This is a genomic window from Mycobacterium sp. TY814 (assembly GCF_030755175.1).
GTDB lineage: Bacteria > Actinomycetota > Actinomycetes > Mycobacteriales > Mycobacteriaceae > Mycobacterium.
The window spans coordinates 3,028,391-3,042,721 of the sequence record NZ_JAUFRY010000001.1; the positions used below are offsets into that span (position 1 = coordinate 3,028,391).

The window sequence follows — 14,331 nt, forward strand, 5'->3', positions numbered from 1 at the left end:
GCAAAGAGTCCTGGACGCCGTGCCGTCGTCGCGATTGAGTCGAGATATCGACGAGAGAAGGACGAAAGACGATGGCGCCGAACTACATTGTCGACGACCTCGCGGGCTTCACGGTCCGCGCGCAACAGACCGACCTGGCGGGCCGGTCCAGATCGATGCTCAAGCGCAATGTGCTGGACAGCATCGCCTGCGCAGTCGGTTCATTGAACGGCGAACTCATCCCCGCGATCCGCGCGCAGGTGGATGAGTTCAGCGGCCGCCGCACCGCGACACTCGTCGGGGGCGGAACTGCGTCGGTGGACCAGGCCGCATTCTTCAACGCCGTCTTGGTCCGTTACCCGGATCTGCTCGACACCTACCTGACCGTGGGAGGCCTGTGTCACCCCGCGGACAACTTCGGCGCCATCTTCGCCGTCGCCGAGCATCTCGATGCCAGCGGTGCGGACTTCCTGCTCGCGCTGGCGATTGCCTACGAGGTTCAGTGCCGCTTCAGCGCAGCAGTGCCCGTAATGGCGAGCGGCCTCAATCATGCGCTGCAGTTGGCGATGTCGGTCGCGGCCGGCACGGCCAAGCTGACGGGCCTGGACGCCGCCCGGACCGCTGACGCCATCGCGGCCTCTGCGGCCGACAATGTCTCGCTCGCGGCCGTGCACGCCGAACCGGTCTCCACCTGGAAGGGCATCTCGCCGGCCATCACCGGTATGCGGGCGGTCTATGCCACGATGCTGGCGGGCCGCGGGGTGACCGGGCCCCGGACTCTGTTCGAGGGACCGCACGGACTGGTGCAGTTGTTCGGCCGGAACATCGATTTCCCAACGGAAGCAACAGAACTCAACGCCGTCGAACAGACCTACCTCAAGCGGTACTGCGCGCTGATTCACGGCCAGGTGATCATCGACGCCGTGCTGGCACTCCGCGACGCGAACGGACTGCGCGGCCGGGACATCGCGTCGGTCAATCTTGAGGTGTTCCAGGGGGCATTCGACTTCGCCGGCGGCGGGGCATACGGCGTCAAAGACCATCCATCGACGAAAGAGCAGGCCGATTACAACCTCAAGTACCTGACCTCGGCCGCTCTGCTCGACGCCGGCGTCGGCCCCGAACAGCTTGAGAATGCACGGGTTCGGCGCGCCGACGTCCAGGATCTGTTGCGTCGGGTGAACGTCGAACCGGCCGCCGACCTCACCGCGGCCTACCCCGAACGCACCGCCGCCCGGGTGCAGATCGTCACGTACGACGGGCGCGAATTCAGCCATGAGCAGGCCGACTACGAGGGATCGCCCACCCGCCCGATGTCATGGGACCGTGTCGTGGACAAGTTCCACTGGCTGGCCGAGCCGTTCTGCGGCAGGGGTTTGCGCGGTGAGATCATCGAGGCGGTGGAACGGGTCGACGAAATCTCCACCCGCGAACTCGCAATTCTGCTGGGCGCGGTGAGCTCGACAGCCACCAAGGCCCGCAGCGCACGGCGGTTTTGAACGGCGGACTACCCGCGTCGCCTTGCGCGGTTTGCTGATCGCGTTGAATGATCGGCGTCAACCTCGCCGAAGGAGCGCATGTGGGCAACAACAAGAAACGCACCGTCAACCGGTGGGAGTTGATCACCTGCGCCGTCGCGGGCCACGCCACCTACGCTCCGGATGACGAGCAACTGGCCGAACGGCTGCACGCCAAGACCGAACTCGGTGAGGTGTGGCGCTGTCTACGCTGCGGCGACTTCGCGCTGGGCGAACCGCACGGCCGCGGGCATCCCGAAGACGCGCCGATGATCATGCGCGGCAAGGCGTTACGGCAGGCCATCATCATTCGTGCACTGGCTGTCGAGCGACTCGGGCGGGCCGTGGTGCTGGGGCTGGCCGCGTGGGCGGTCTGGACGTTCCGGGGCGCTCGCGGTTCGATTCAGGCCACCCTGGACCGCGACCTGCCGGTGTTCCGTGCCGCCGGATTCAAGGTCGACCAGATGTCGGCGATTCACGAGCTGGAGAAGGCGTTGGCGGCCAAACCGTCGACCCTGGCTCTGATCACCTGTCTGCTCGCCGCCTACGCCGTGCTGCAGGTCGTCGAAGGCGTGGGCTTGTGGTTGATGAAACGCTGGGGTGAGTATTTCGCGGTTGTCGCCACCTCCGTTTTCCTGCCCCTGGAGATCCACGACCTGCTCAAGGGCGTCACCACGACGCGGGTGGCGACCCTGACGATCAACATCGCCGCGGTGCTCTACCTGCTGATCTCCAAGCGGCTGTTCGGCATCCGGGGCGGCCGCAAGGCCTATGAAGAGGAACGCCAGGGCGAGCAGCTCCTCGACCTCGAGCGCGCGGCCATGACGGCGGCCTGAGTGTCCGCTCACCTGCCGCGGGATCCCGACTATCGCCAACGCGTACGGGAAAGCTTTGCGCTGCAGGGCCTGATGGCAACACTCGGCGCACAGCTGCGCAGCATCGGTCCCGGCGTGGTCGAGATCGAGGTGCCGTTCTCGCCCGGTCTTACCCAGCAGGACGGGTTCTTCCACGCCGGTGTCACCATCTCGATCCTGGACACTGCGTGTGGCTACTCTGCACTCACCCTCATGGCACACGGCTCGCGGGTGTTGACCGTGGAGCTGAAGGTCAATCTGCTGGCCCCCGCGGTCGGCGATCGTTTGCGGGCACGAGGCGAGGTACTGCGGCCCGGCCGCAATCTCACGGTGTGCCGCGGTGACGCCTATGCCGTGAGCGGCAGTGACTCCAAACAGGTGGCGACCCTCCTCGCCACCATGACTGCTGTCCCAGCCGGGTAACCGCCGCGCACAAGGGAGAGCAAGCTGACTTGACTAAAGTTGAGCCAGCCCGGGATGATGCCCGATATGAGCGAAACCGCGTGTGCTCCCGGGCGCGAGCAAGTCGAGCGAAACCGCACCATCGAATGGTCGGATCCCCGCAGCGCGGCCGATGCGGCGCGCAGTCGCAGCGGCCTCGAGTTTCTGCAGGCCATGGTGGACGGGGAGATACCGCAGCCGCCCGTCATGAGCACCATCGGCGGCCGGCTGGAATCCGTTTCGGCGGGCACGGCTGTCTTCACCCTGACGCCGGCCGAGTTCCACTACAACCCGATCGGGTCGGTGCACGGCGGAATGTATTGCACACTGCTGGATTCCGCCGCAGCCTGCGCGGTGCACAGCATGCTGCCGGCGGGGGTGGCCTACACCAGCCTCGACCTGTCGGTGCGGTTCATCGGCGCGATCAGCGTCGAAACCGGTCCGGTCCGGTGTACCGGCACGGTGACCCATCTGGGCCGTCGCACCGCGCTGGCCGAGGCCAGACTGACCAGCAGCACCGGCAAACTGCTGGCCACCGCCACCAGCAACTGCCTGATTCTGAATCCTTGAAGCGATGACGGCGGGACGGCTTGCCGAGCAGGATGGGTGGACGGGTGCCGACGGGTGCCCGATGGAGTACGCACTGCAGTTCATCGGCACCCATTCGGCGATGGTGCTGCTCCGCGAAGCCTTCTGGGGTGGAAGACGTTTCGACGATCTGGCGCGTCGGGCCGGGGTCACCGAACAGATCGCCGCCAAGCGGTTGCGGGAACTGGTCGACGCGGGCTTGCTGCAGAAGCAGCCGTACCGGGAACCCGGCCAGCGCACCCGGTATGAGTACGTGCTCACCGATCGGGGGCGCGACTTGTTCCCGGTGCTCATCAGCCTGATCGAATTCGGCAGGCTGCTGCAGGCACAGTCCGGTACGGAATTGATCCACAAGGGCTGCGGTGAGTCCGTGGTGCCGCAGGTCCGATGTTCCGCGGGCCACGACGTTTCGTTCTCCGACGTGGTCATTCGAAAAGCGAAGCGCCGGAGACGAGAAGTGTGACGCCGGCGATCTCCACGCGCCTGTGTGCCGGATCGCACAGCCCACACGCGGCCCGCTTTGCGCGTTGTTCACTCTGCCGCGGTGCAGGCTTAAAGGGAATCGGCTGATATGGCACCAAGCGATGTTCCGACGTCGCACCGATGAAGGACCGATAACGTGACAGCACTGCAGAACTGGATCCAGAGCCCCGGTGGCTCCGCGATTGCCGCGCCCATGAAGGCGCGCGCCTGCCGCGCGCTGTACGCCATGCGGCGCGACCGATCGCCGCGGCAGGTCGCGGGCCCGAATCTGATGAAGCCTGGCGCGGAGCGCTGCTGACAAACCCCCGATGATTGGGTCGCGGTATGGCGGAGCCGGCCAGGGTCGCCGCAATTGCCGAGAGCGCCGCGCCCTAGGGCCGGTACGGTCGCGGTATGGCACTCCCACCTGCAGCAAATACCAGCGCGGCGATCGTGACCGGGGCGTCGTCGGGCATCGGCGAGCAGATCGCCGGCATCCTGGCGAAACGCGGCTACCACATCGTCCTGGTCGCCCGCAGCGCCGACCGGCTCGAGGCGCTGGCCAGAAAGCTCGGCCCGAAGGCGCATCCGCTGCCTGCCGACCTCGCCGAGCGCAGCGACCGCGCAACCCTGCTGGGTCGAGTGGGCGAACTCGGGCTGACCCCTGACATCTTGATCAACAACGCCGGCCTGTCGACGCTGGGCGTGGTGGCGAAGTCCGATCCGGAGAAAGAACTCAACCTGGTCGAAGTCGACGTGGCAGCCGTCGTGGACCTGTGCAGCAGGTTCCTGCCCGGCATGGTGGAGCGCCGTCGTGGCGCGATCCTGAACGTGGCGTCGGTCGCCGCCTTCGGCCCGCTGCCGGGACAGGCGGCCTACGGGGCGGCCAAGGCATTCGTGCTGTCCTACACCCACAGCCTGCGCGGCGAGCTCAAAGGGACCGGCGTTTCGGTGACGGCACTGTGCCCGGGCCCGGTGGACACCGGCTTCGGGGAGGCGGCCGGGTTCTCCAAAGAGGACGCCGAGGCCGCGCTGCCGCGGATCATGTGGGTGCCCGCCGATCAGGTGGCGCAGGCCGGGATCGACGGCTTAGCGGCCTGCAAGGCCGTCGTGGTTCCCGGGTTGGCCAACCGCGTCTCGGCGGGATTGTTCCGGGTCGCACCGCCCGAGTGGATGCTGCCGCTGCTGACCCGCGGCCACCCGGCCATGAAGGGCGACTGAACGCCCCGGCCTATCCCGCGCAGTCGCCTTCGGTCGCCGCGTGCAGCAGGTCGTCGCGGGCCCGGGCCACTCGGGAGCGGATCGTGCCGACGGGGCACCCGCACACCTCCGCCGCCTCGGCATAGGACAGGCCCAGGATCTGGGTGACGATCAACGCTTCCCGGCGTTTCGGTTCCAGTCCGTCGAGCAGGATGCGGATCTCGACCATGTTCTCGATCCGGCTCCCGCGCCGGCCCTGCCCGAGGGCCTCGTCCAGGTCGGCCACCTGTGCGGTACGCGGCCTGCGCATTTTAGACCGGAAGTGATCGGCGACGACGCGGCGCGCAATCGACAACAGCCAGGTCCGGGCGGTGGAACGCCCGGTGAATCCGGGCAGCGAACCGATGGCCCGCAGGAAGGTCTCCTGCGTCAGGTCGTCCGCGCTGCCGGGATCGGCGAGATAGGCGACCATTCGCCACACGTCGCGCTGGGTGCACCGGACGAATTCGGCCAACGCGGCCCGGTCGCCCCGGCCCGCGGATCGGGCGAGATCGGTAATTTGGTCGTCGTCACTGCCCGGGGCCACGGGTTTCGAGCCTAAGCCATGCCGACCTGAACAACGCAGGGAACTCTTGAACCGGTCGTGACGACTTGTCTAGGGACGAGTTCGCAGGAGGCGAGAATTCACGTGACAGCGGCAACGACGGACGCACCCGCAGAGGTGCAGCGGGTTCAACTCGACATCACCGGGATGTCCTGCATGGCCTGCGCCCTCAAGGTGAAATCGACCCTGAACAAGCTGCCTGGGGTGCGGGCGTCGGTCAACTTCTCCACCCGGGTGGCGACGCTGGAGCTCAGCCGGGACATCGACCCGGAGGACCTGTGCGCGGCGGTGGAGCGGGCCGGCTACCAGGCCGAGCCGCGTACCGCCGGCAGTGGCAGTGCCGGAGACCCGGACGCCGATCACGCCCGTTACCTGCTGGTCCGGCTGGCGGTGGCCGCCGTGTTCTTCGTGCCACTGGCGCACCTGTCGGTGATGTTCGCGGTGGTGCCCAGCTCCCGATTCACCGGCTGGGGATGGGTGCTGACCCTGCTGGCGCTGCCGGTCGTCGTGTGGGCCGCGTGGCCGTTCCACAAGGTTGCGCTGCGCAACGCGATGCACGGGACCGCGTCGATGGAGACGCTGATTTCGGTCGGAATCACCGCCGCCACGGTGTGGTCGCTGCACACCGCCTTCGGCACGCATCAGTCCGTCGAGCGCAAGGGCGTGTGGCAGGCGCTGCTCGGCAGCGACGCCATCTACTTCGAGGTCGCGGCCGGGGTCACGGTCTTCGTACTTGCCGGCCGGTATTTCGAGGCACGGGCCAAATCTCGGGCCGGCGGGGCGCTGCGGGCGCTGGCGGCGCTGAGCGCGAAAGACGTCGCGGTGCTGCAAGCCGACGGGTCGGAGCTGGTGATTCCAGCGGACCAGCTCAAAGAACAGCAGCGCTTCGTGGTGCGCCCCGGGCAGACGATCGCCGCCGACGGCCTGGTAGTCGAGGGCTGCGCAGCGGTCGATGTCAGTGCGATGACCGGTGAGGCCAAGCCGGTGAAGGTCCACCCGGGCGCCCAGGTGATCGGCGGCACCGTCGTGCTGGACAGCAGACTGGTGGTCGAGGCAGCCGCCGTCGGCGCCGACACCCAGTTCGCCGGGATGGTCCGCCTCGTCGAGGAAGCCCAGGTGCAGAAGGCCGACGCGCAGCGCCTGGCCGACCGCATCGCATCGGTGTTCGTTCCGTGCGTCTTCGCCATCGCGGGACTGACCGCGGCCGGCTGGCTGCTCGCCGGCGCGGGACCCGAGCGGGCGTTCTCGGCCGCGCTCGCGGTGCTCGTCATCGCCTGCCCGTGTGCCCTCGGGTTGGCGACGCCCACCGCGATGCTGGTGGCGTGCGGTCGCGGCGCCCAGCTCGGCATCTTCCTCAAGGGCCATCAATCCCTGGAAGCCACTCGCGCCGTGGACACCGTGGTCTTCGACAAGACCGGCACGCTCACCACGGGCAAGCTCGCGGTCAGCGCGGTGACGGCCGCCCCAGGCTGGGACGCCGACGAAGTTCTGGAGTTGGCGGCGACCGTGGAAGCGGCCTCCGAGCACGCGATCGGGTTGACCATCGCAGCGGCCGCAACGCAGCGGGGGTCGGTCGCCGATTTCCGCGCGGTGCCCGGCCGGGGCGTCAGCGGCACGGTGCGCGGGCGCACTGTCCGGATCGGCAAGCCCTCGTGGATCGCCGGGCCCGGCGGCTCGCCGGCGCTGAACACCGCCCGCCGCGATGCCGAATCACGGGGTGAGACAGCGGTATTCGTCGAGGTTGACGGATCGGCCTGCGCAGTCATCGCGGTCGCCGACGCGGTGAAGGATTCGGCGGTCCCCGCCGTGGCGGCGCTGCACGGGCGCAGACTGCGAACGGTGTTGTTGACCGGTGACAACCCCGCGTCGGCGGCGGCGGTGGCGGCCCGCGTCGGTATCGACGAGGTGATCGCCGACGTGTTGCCCGAAGGCAAGGTCGACGTCATCGAGCAGCTGCGCGACCGCGGGCATGTGGTCGCGATGGTCGGAGACGGCATCAACGACGGCCCGGCCCTGGCACGCGCCGATCTGGGGATGGCCATCGGGCGCGGCACTGACGTCGCGATCGGTGCCGCCGACGTCATCCTCGTCCGGGACGACCTGGAAGTCGTGCCTCTGGCACTGGGCCTGGCCGCGGCGACCATGCGCACCATCAAGGTCAACATGGTCTGGGCCTTCGGCTACAACATCGCCGCGATCCCGATCGCCGCCGCGGGGCTGCTCAACCCACTGGTGGCCGGTGCGGCGATGGCATTCTCGTCGTTCTTCGTCGTGTCGAACAGCCTGCGCCTGCGTAACTTCGGGGCCGACCGCTAACCGCCGGTCAGGCCGCCGAGCCGTCGGTGGGCCACAGATGGCCCCGCCGACGCCCACGGGTTGCGTTCTGCGGCAACATGATATCCGGTTCGGCTGCCTGCGGCGCAGGCCCGGGCGCCGGCGTGCTGCGCCACCCGATGGTCGCCAGGACCGCGCCGAGTACCACCGGCAGGTGAGTGAGCATCCGCCCGAGGCTGACGGCACCCGAGGCCGCATCCACGGCGACGTACACCGCCAGCACCGCGACGTACACCGTCAGCACGCCGGCAAGCCCGGCGGCCGCGGCGGGCCACAGCGCGGCGACCACCATGATCACACCGAGTGCGACGCACCACGACGTGGATTCGTTGAGCAGGTGGCTCCCGTTGTTCATCCCATGATGCAGGCCCACGTCGAGGCCCACGCCCTGCGCGACCGCCAGTGCCAGCTGTGCCAGACCCACGCCGAGCAGCGCCCAGCGATGCCAACTCAGGGCGAAGCGCCGCGGGGTCTGCTGCGTTCCGATCGGCCCGACCGGGACGATCACCGGGCGAGACTCGACCAGGCGGCGCAGTTCACGGGCCTGGCGACCCACGTGGTCGAACCATTCGCGACAAGCACCGCACTCGTCCAGGTGTTGATCGACCCGCGCCGACGGCACGGGCTCGCGCTCACCGTCGAGCCGGGCCGACAGCGCTTCGCGCGCCACCTCGCAATCCATGTCTTAATAGTCGCGCATGAGCCGCGATTTGTTCCCGGTCCGTTATCGGCTTCCCACTTATCCGAACTCCACGAGCGTGGTGGGGGCCCGTAGCCGGTCGAAGACCGAGAATCGGTAGGTCATCGCGACTACCTTCGGCAGAAATCTGCCCCGGGCCGCCGGCGCCGGCAATTCGCGAACCGCGCGGACGCCCGGGATGGCGCACAGTTCGGCGTACTGGTTGGCGGTGAACCAGAACGGCATCGGCGGGGCTGTGTAGAACTCGCTGAGTTTGAAGCCGCGCCGCCGCGAATACACGCTCAGCAACCACGGGATGCTGTCGAAGACCAGGCGGCCACCGGGAAATCGGCCGGCGCATGCCTCGATCAGCGCGAATACCGTTGGCCGCTCGAAGTATTGGAACAAGCCCTCGGCGGTGATCAACACGCCGTTGCCGGCATCGACTTGATCCATCCAGGAGTAATCGAGGGCGGACTGGGCGCAGTACCGCAACCGGTCGGATGCCGGCAGCAGCTGTTGACGGATGTGCACGATCGGCTCCAGATCAACCGAGAGCCAGTTCAGTTCGCCGTTGTCGAGGCGCCAGAAGCTGGTCTGCAGCCCTTCGGCCAGTGCGACGACGGTCGCCCGCGGATGGCCGCCGAGGAATTCACGGGCCGCGTTGTCGAAGGCCAGTGCCCGCAGGGCGGTGGCTTGATGGGTCCGGCCGAAGTGGTGGTAGTCGTAGTCGATCCGGTCGCGCAGGGCGATGGCCATCGGGTCGTCGATGATGCCGTCCGGCCGGGAGGCCTCGGTCGCTCGCTGATGAAGCGTCAGCAGTGCGGTCTCGGATACGCCGCCGAGGTGACGGGCGTCGAACACGGGCATGGCTCAGACAGTACTGATGACGCGGCTGTGCCGAGATGGGCTTGCGGTGTCCGCGGGAACTTTCGGCCACCCGGGTGCGACTAACACACGACGGGGCAATCCGCCTCGCGCAATCGATCGTGCAAGCGTGCAAGGAGGTGAAAGGCCTGACCGGCCCGATATGGATGGCCTTGCCTCCGGAGGAGCATTCGGCTCTGTTGAACGCCGGGCTGGGGCCGGGATCATTGCTGCTTGCTGCGCAACAGTGGCAAGCCCTCAGCGTCGATTACAGCGCTGCGGCCGTCGAGTTGAGCCAGGTCCTCGCCGACGTGCAGGCGGGTAGCTGGCAGGGCACCAGCGCCGCGGAGTATGTTGCCGCCCACGGGCCCTACCTGGCATGGCTCGAACAGGCCGCGACCGACAGCGCGAGCACTGCCGCACAGCACGAAACGGCTGCCGCCGCCTACAGCGCCGCCCTCGCCGCCATGCCCACCCTCGCGGAACTGGCCGCCAACCACGCGGTACACGGAGTGCTGGTCGCCACCAACTTCTTCGGTCTGAACACGATTCCCATCGCGCTCAACGAGGCCGATTACGTCCGCATGTGGATCCAGGCCGCGGAGACGATGACGGCCTACCAGGCCGTCGCCACGGGCGCACTGGCAGCGACACCCGAGACCCGACCAGCACCCCCCATCCTGACGAACACTGCCGAAGCGCAGGGTGATGCGGCGCCCGCCGCCGCCTCGGACACGATTGCGCAACTCATCGCGGATCTGCAGAATCTGATCGCCAACCCCTACCAGTATTTCCTGGACTTCTTCCAGCAACTCGGGCTCAGTCCCGCCTCCGCTGTGGTGCTTGCGGTGATCGCCCTGTTCCTGTACGACCTGCTCTGGTACCCGTACTACGCCTCGTATTCCCTTCTGCTGCTGCCGTTCTTCACACCTGCCCTCAGCGCGCTGAGTGCGCTGCGGCTGTTGATTCCGTTTCTGATCGGCGATCTACCGGACGGACTGCTGCCGGTGACCGCCGAACCCGGCATCGTTGCCCGCGCCGACCCGATCCCGAATATCGTTGTCACGCCGGGTGTGTCGGCCGCACCGGGTGTCAGCGCGCCGGCAAGCAACCCCGCGCCCGGTGTCGCCGCGCCGGCCCCGGCAGGCAGCGCTGCGCCGGCGTCCGTCATCAGCTACGCCATTCCCGGCCTGGCGCCACCCGGGGTCGGCTCCGGCCCCAGGGTAGGACAGAAGGCGCCGGACAGCGTGGCGGATACCGTCGACGCCGCGGCACCGGCCCAGGTGGCAGCCGCGAGAGCGCAGAGCCGGCGCCGGCGACGAGTCGCCGTCGGAGTACGTGGGCACCGGGACGAATTCCTCGATGCCACAGCGGAACTGGACGACGCACCCGCGGCGGGCGCCGACGTGGAGGCCCCCATCGCGAGCACCCGGGGAGCGGATGGCCTCGGCTTCGCCGGCACCGCCCGCGCCCGGGCCGAAGCGCCCGCCGGTATCGCCCGCCTGACGGACGACGGGTCGGACGCGACGCTGCCGTTGCTGCCCGCCACGTGGCCGACCGACGCAACACCGGGGCGGCGATGATGCCGACACTCGTTGAGACTCCGTCAAGGATTACGCAAGAAACCGCCAAGCGGTTGCTGACACTCTCGGTTCATCTCAAGCCGCGCCGCGAGGCGATATGGCGAAATCATCCGGAAAACAAGGGGGTCGCACCATCACGGCTGATCATGCCCGCAGGAACCCATCCATCAATTGACCAGAAAGGCAGTCGATGACACTTAACGTAAAAGGTGAAGGGCTCGGTGCTCAGGTTACCGGGCTCGACCCCGCAAATTTGGACAATCTGTCCACTGAAGAGATCCGCGAGATTGTATACACCCACAAACTCGTCGTTCTCAAAGATGTCCACCCGACTCCGGAGCAATTCATCCAGCTCGGCCGGATAGTCGGACAAATCGTTCCTTATTACGAGCCCCTCTACCATCACCAGGAGCACCCGGAAATTTTCGTGTCCTCCACCGAGGAAGGGCAGGGCGTTCCGAAAACCGGCGCCTTCTGGCACATCGACTACATGTTCATGCCAGAGCCGTTCGCGTTTTCCATGGTGCTGCCGCTGACCGTGCCGGGACCGGATCGCGGAACCTATTTCATCGATCTCACCCGGGTTTGGGAATCGCTGCCGGCCGCGAAGCGGGACCCGGTTCGCGGCACCTTCAGCACTCATGATCCGCGGCGCCACATCAAGATTCGCCCGCGTGACGTCTACCGGCCGATCGGCGAGGTCTGGGACGAGATCAACCGAACCACCCCTCCGATCAAGTGGCCGACGGTGATCCGGCACCCGCACACCGGGCAGGAGATCCTCTACATCTGCGCGACGGGCACCACCAAGATCGAAGACAAAGACGGTAATGTGCTCGACCCGGCCATTCTCCAGGAACTGATGGAGGCGACGGGTCAGCTCGACACCGAGTACAAGTCGCCATTCATCCACACCCAGCACTATGAGGTCGGCGACATCATTCTGTGGGACAACCGCACCCTTATGCACCGGGCAAAGCACGGCACCGCCGCCGGCCATTTAACCACCCACCGCCTGACGATGTTGGACGGCTTGAAAACACCAGGATATCCAGTATGAGTACCATCACGTTGTCTCCGTTCGCGCCGACGCGGGCAGAATTCACCGACATCAGCGAGACCGTCCCGATCGAGGAACACCTGCTGGTCAAGGTTCTTGAGCCCTACGCGTACAAAGACTGCCGTTATCTCATCGACGCAAGCTACAAGGCCACCGCTGATTCGGTGCTCGCGTACGGAAACTTCACGATCAGTGAACCCGCCTATATTCGCAGCACGGGACATTTCAACGCGGCGGAGCTGATTCTGTGCTTCAACCAGCTTGCGTACAGCGCATTCGCGCCGGCGATCCTCAACGAGGAGATCCCGGTGTTGCGGGGCTGGTCGATTTCGGACTACTTCGACCACCAGCTGCCCAGCATGTTGATCAAGAACACCGCTTCCCGGTTCAAGCAGATGATCCACGCCCAGAAGTTCTCCGCGCGTCTGCTGTGCCGGGACTTCGTGGTGGTCGACCGGAGACTGCGCTACCTCTCGATCCAGTGCGCCATGGAGTTCTGGGACGAGTACGGTGGCGCCGCCTCCGGCGAGGTCGAACTCGCGGCCCTCAACATCCCGTAAACGCATCACGGAAAGCACCCGAAAGTTCATGTCTGACTTACCTTTGACCGTTTTGCAGCGAGTCTTCGAGCAGGCCCGGCAGCGGCCGCAGGCGATCGCCCTGCGCCGCTGCGACGGCACGAGCGCCGTGCGGTACTCCGAATTGGTGGCCGCGGTCAACGCGGTGGCCGAGGCCCTCCGGGGCCAGTCCGCCGGCCCGGGATCCCGGATACTCGTCCTCTCGGACAACGGACCCGAGACATATCTGGCGGTGCTGGCCTGCGCGAAGCTCGGTGCGATCGCGGTGTTGGCCGACGGTAACCTTCCGCCGGCCACCATCGGCCGATTCGGCGAAATCACCGCTCCGGTCGCGATTCTCGTCGCGCCCGGAAGCAGGATCGACCTCTGCGCCCTCCCGCCGAACCTGCGCTCGATACCGGCGATGACGGTCGACGTGGGCGCCCGCGCCGACGCGGAAACCGGCGACCCCTACAGTTGCCCGCGAGGCGGCGCGGACGACCCGCTGGCCATGATCTTCACCAGCGGAACCACCGGCGAGCCGAAGGCGGTGCTGCTGGCCAACCGCACCTTCTACGCCGTCCCGGACATTCTGCGGGAGACGGGCCTGAACTGGGTGAGCTGGGTGGAGGGCGAAACCACCTACTCGCCCCTTCCGGCGACGCACATCGGCGGATTGTGGTGGATACTCACGTGTTTGATGCGCGGGGTGGTGTGCGTCACCGGCGGTGAGAACACCACATCACTGCGGGAGATTCTCGGCAGGAACGAGATCGCAACGACGTGCGTGGTGCCGACGTTGCTCTCCAAACTGGTCGCCGAGTTGAAGGCCACCGACGAGAAGGTGCCGTCCCTGCGACTGGTCGGCTACGGCGGATCGCGGGCGATCGCGTCCGATGTCCGGTTCATCGAAGCGCTGGGCGTGCGCACCGCACAGGTCTACGGGTTGAGTGAAACAGGTTGTACTGCTTTGTGTTTACCGACTGACGACGACTCGATCAGCAAGATCGAGGCGGGCGCGGTGGGGCGGCCCTATCCGGGAGTCGAGGTGTACCTGTCAGATGCCGGCGGCCCCGGCCCCGCGACCCCGGATGCTCCGCCCTCGGCATCCTTCGGCACGCTTTGGATCAAGTCTCCGGCAAACATGTTGGGGTACTGGAACAATGCCGAACGGACCCGAGAGGTTCTGGTCGACGGGTGGGTCAACACCGGGGATCTGCTGGAGCGTCACGACGACGGTTTCTTCTATATCAAGGGCAGATCGTCGGAGATGTTCATCTCCGGCGGGGTGAACATCGCGCCCGACGAGGTCGACCGGATCGCCGAAGGCGCTGACGGTGTCCGGGAAGCCGCGTGCTACGAGATTCCGGACCCCGAGTTCGGGGCGCTGGTGGGATTGGCTGTGGTCCCTGCCGCGGAATTGGACGAGTCGGCAGCCCGCAAGCTCAAGCAGACGATCGCGGCGCGGTTCCGGCAACAGTCGGAATCGATGGCGCGGCCCTCGACGATCGCCATCGTCCCTGAGATCCCACGGACCCAGTCCGGCAAGGTCATGCGGGCCTCGTTGGCCGCGTCGGTGGGCGAAGTCAATAGTCATGGCTGAGAC

The 14,331-nt window shown here is 67.0% G+C and carries 14 protein-coding genes and 1 pseudogene; 12 read left to right on the plus strand and 3 right to left on the minus strand.

Going from position 1 to position 14,331, the window contains the following annotated elements:
* Window positions 1–71: 71 nt before the first annotated feature.
* The 7 genes from QXH22_RS13490 to QXH22_RS13520 all read left to right on the plus strand — a co-directional run bounded on the left by QXH22_RS13490 (window position 72) and on the right by QXH22_RS13520 (window position 5,062).
* A complete protein-coding gene (locus tag QXH22_RS13490; RefSeq protein ID WP_306275873.1) occupies window positions 72–1,478 on the plus strand; it encodes an MmgE/PrpD family protein in 1,407 nt (468 codons plus the stop codon).
* 80 nt (window positions 1,479–1,558) lie between these two features.
* Complete coding sequence (locus QXH22_RS13495) at window positions 1,559–2,332, plus strand: DUF2127 domain-containing protein (protein ID WP_306243507.1); 774 nt, start codon at window positions 1,559–1,561, stop codon at window positions 2,330–2,332.
* Entirely contained in the window at window positions 2,333–2,773 is a 441-nt protein-coding gene (locus tag QXH22_RS13500; RefSeq protein WP_306243506.1) for a PaaI family thioesterase, read from the plus strand.
* A 66-nt stretch (window positions 2,774–2,839) separates the two neighbouring features.
* Entirely contained in the window at window positions 2,840–3,361 is a 522-nt protein-coding gene (locus tag QXH22_RS13505) for a PaaI family thioesterase (protein WP_306275874.1), read from the plus strand.
* Between the two features lie 4 nt (window positions 3,362–3,365).
* Window positions 3,366–3,842 carry a helix-turn-helix domain-containing protein gene (locus QXH22_RS13510; protein WP_306275875.1) on the plus strand — a complete coding sequence of 159 codons (477 nt, stop codon included), beginning with the start codon at window positions 3,366–3,368 and terminating at the stop codon, window positions 3,840–3,842.
* 156 nt (window positions 3,843–3,998) lie between these two features.
* Window positions 3,999–4,160, plus strand: coding sequence for a hypothetical protein (locus QXH22_RS13515; RefSeq protein WP_306275876.1), 162 nt, complete (start codon window positions 3,999–4,001; stop codon window positions 4,158–4,160).
* Window positions 4,161–4,255: 95 nt separating this feature from the next.
* Entirely contained in the window at window positions 4,256–5,062 is an 807-nt protein-coding gene (locus tag QXH22_RS13520; protein ID WP_306275877.1) for an SDR family oxidoreductase, read from the plus strand.
* A 10-nt stretch (window positions 5,063–5,072) separates the two neighbouring features.
* Here the strand turns inward: QXH22_RS13520 and sigC are convergent, their stop codons facing one another.
* Window positions 5,073–5,627: an RNA polymerase sigma factor SigC gene (gene sigC / locus QXH22_RS13525; protein WP_306243497.1), complete on the minus strand. Its 555-nt coding sequence runs from the start codon at window positions 5,625–5,627 to the stop codon at window positions 5,073–5,075.
* 165 nt (window positions 5,628–5,792) lie between these two features.
* Between sigC and QXH22_RS13530 the strand changes: the two are divergent.
* A pseudogene (locus tag QXH22_RS13530) lies at window positions 5,793–8,019 on the plus strand (heavy metal translocating P-type ATPase); the annotation flags it as partial.
* On the opposite strand, the gene QXH22_RS13535 reads toward QXH22_RS13530, so the two are convergent.
* Window positions 7,969–8,661 carry a zf-HC2 domain-containing protein gene (locus tag QXH22_RS13535; protein ID WP_306275879.1) on the minus strand — a complete coding sequence of 231 codons (693 nt, stop codon included), beginning with the start codon at window positions 8,659–8,661 and terminating at the stop codon, window positions 7,969–7,971. The pseudogene QXH22_RS13530 and the gene QXH22_RS13535 sit on opposite strands and share 51 nt — an antisense overlap.
* A gap of 57 nt (window positions 8,662–8,718) precedes the next feature.
* On the minus strand, window positions 8,719–9,528 hold the full coding sequence (locus QXH22_RS13540; protein WP_306275881.1) for a class I SAM-dependent methyltransferase: 810 nt from the start codon (window positions 9,526–9,528) through the stop codon (window positions 8,719–8,721).
* Between the two features lie 164 nt (window positions 9,529–9,692).
* Here QXH22_RS13540 and QXH22_RS13545 point away from each other — a divergent pair, with 164 nt between their 5' ends.
* The 4 genes from QXH22_RS13545 (at window position 9,693) to fadD10 (ending at window position 14,328) form a co-directional block, all read left to right on the plus strand.
* Window positions 9,693–11,108, plus strand: coding sequence for a PPE family protein (locus tag QXH22_RS13545; protein WP_306276038.1), 1,416 nt, complete (start codon window positions 9,693–9,695; stop codon window positions 11,106–11,108).
* 190 nt (window positions 11,109–11,298) lie between these two features.
* The gene (locus tag QXH22_RS13550) at window positions 11,299–12,168 is read left to right on the plus strand and encodes a TauD/TfdA family dioxygenase (RefSeq protein ID WP_306275882.1); all 870 of its coding nucleotides are present in this window, start codon (window positions 11,299–11,301) and stop codon (window positions 12,166–12,168) included.
* Window positions 12,165–12,728 (plus strand): FcoT family thioesterase, encoded by a 564-nt coding sequence (locus QXH22_RS13555; RefSeq protein WP_306243488.1) that lies wholly within the window; start codon window positions 12,165–12,167, stop codon window positions 12,726–12,728. The genes QXH22_RS13550 and QXH22_RS13555 overlap by 4 nt, the downstream gene beginning before the upstream one ends.
* A 28-nt stretch (window positions 12,729–12,756) precedes the next feature.
* Window positions 12,757–14,328, plus strand: a complete 1,572-nt coding sequence (fadD10, locus tag QXH22_RS13560; RefSeq protein ID WP_306275884.1) for a fatty acid--CoA ligase FadD10 — start codon at window positions 12,757–12,759, stop codon at window positions 14,326–14,328.
* Window positions 14,329–14,331: the final 3 nt, after the last annotated feature.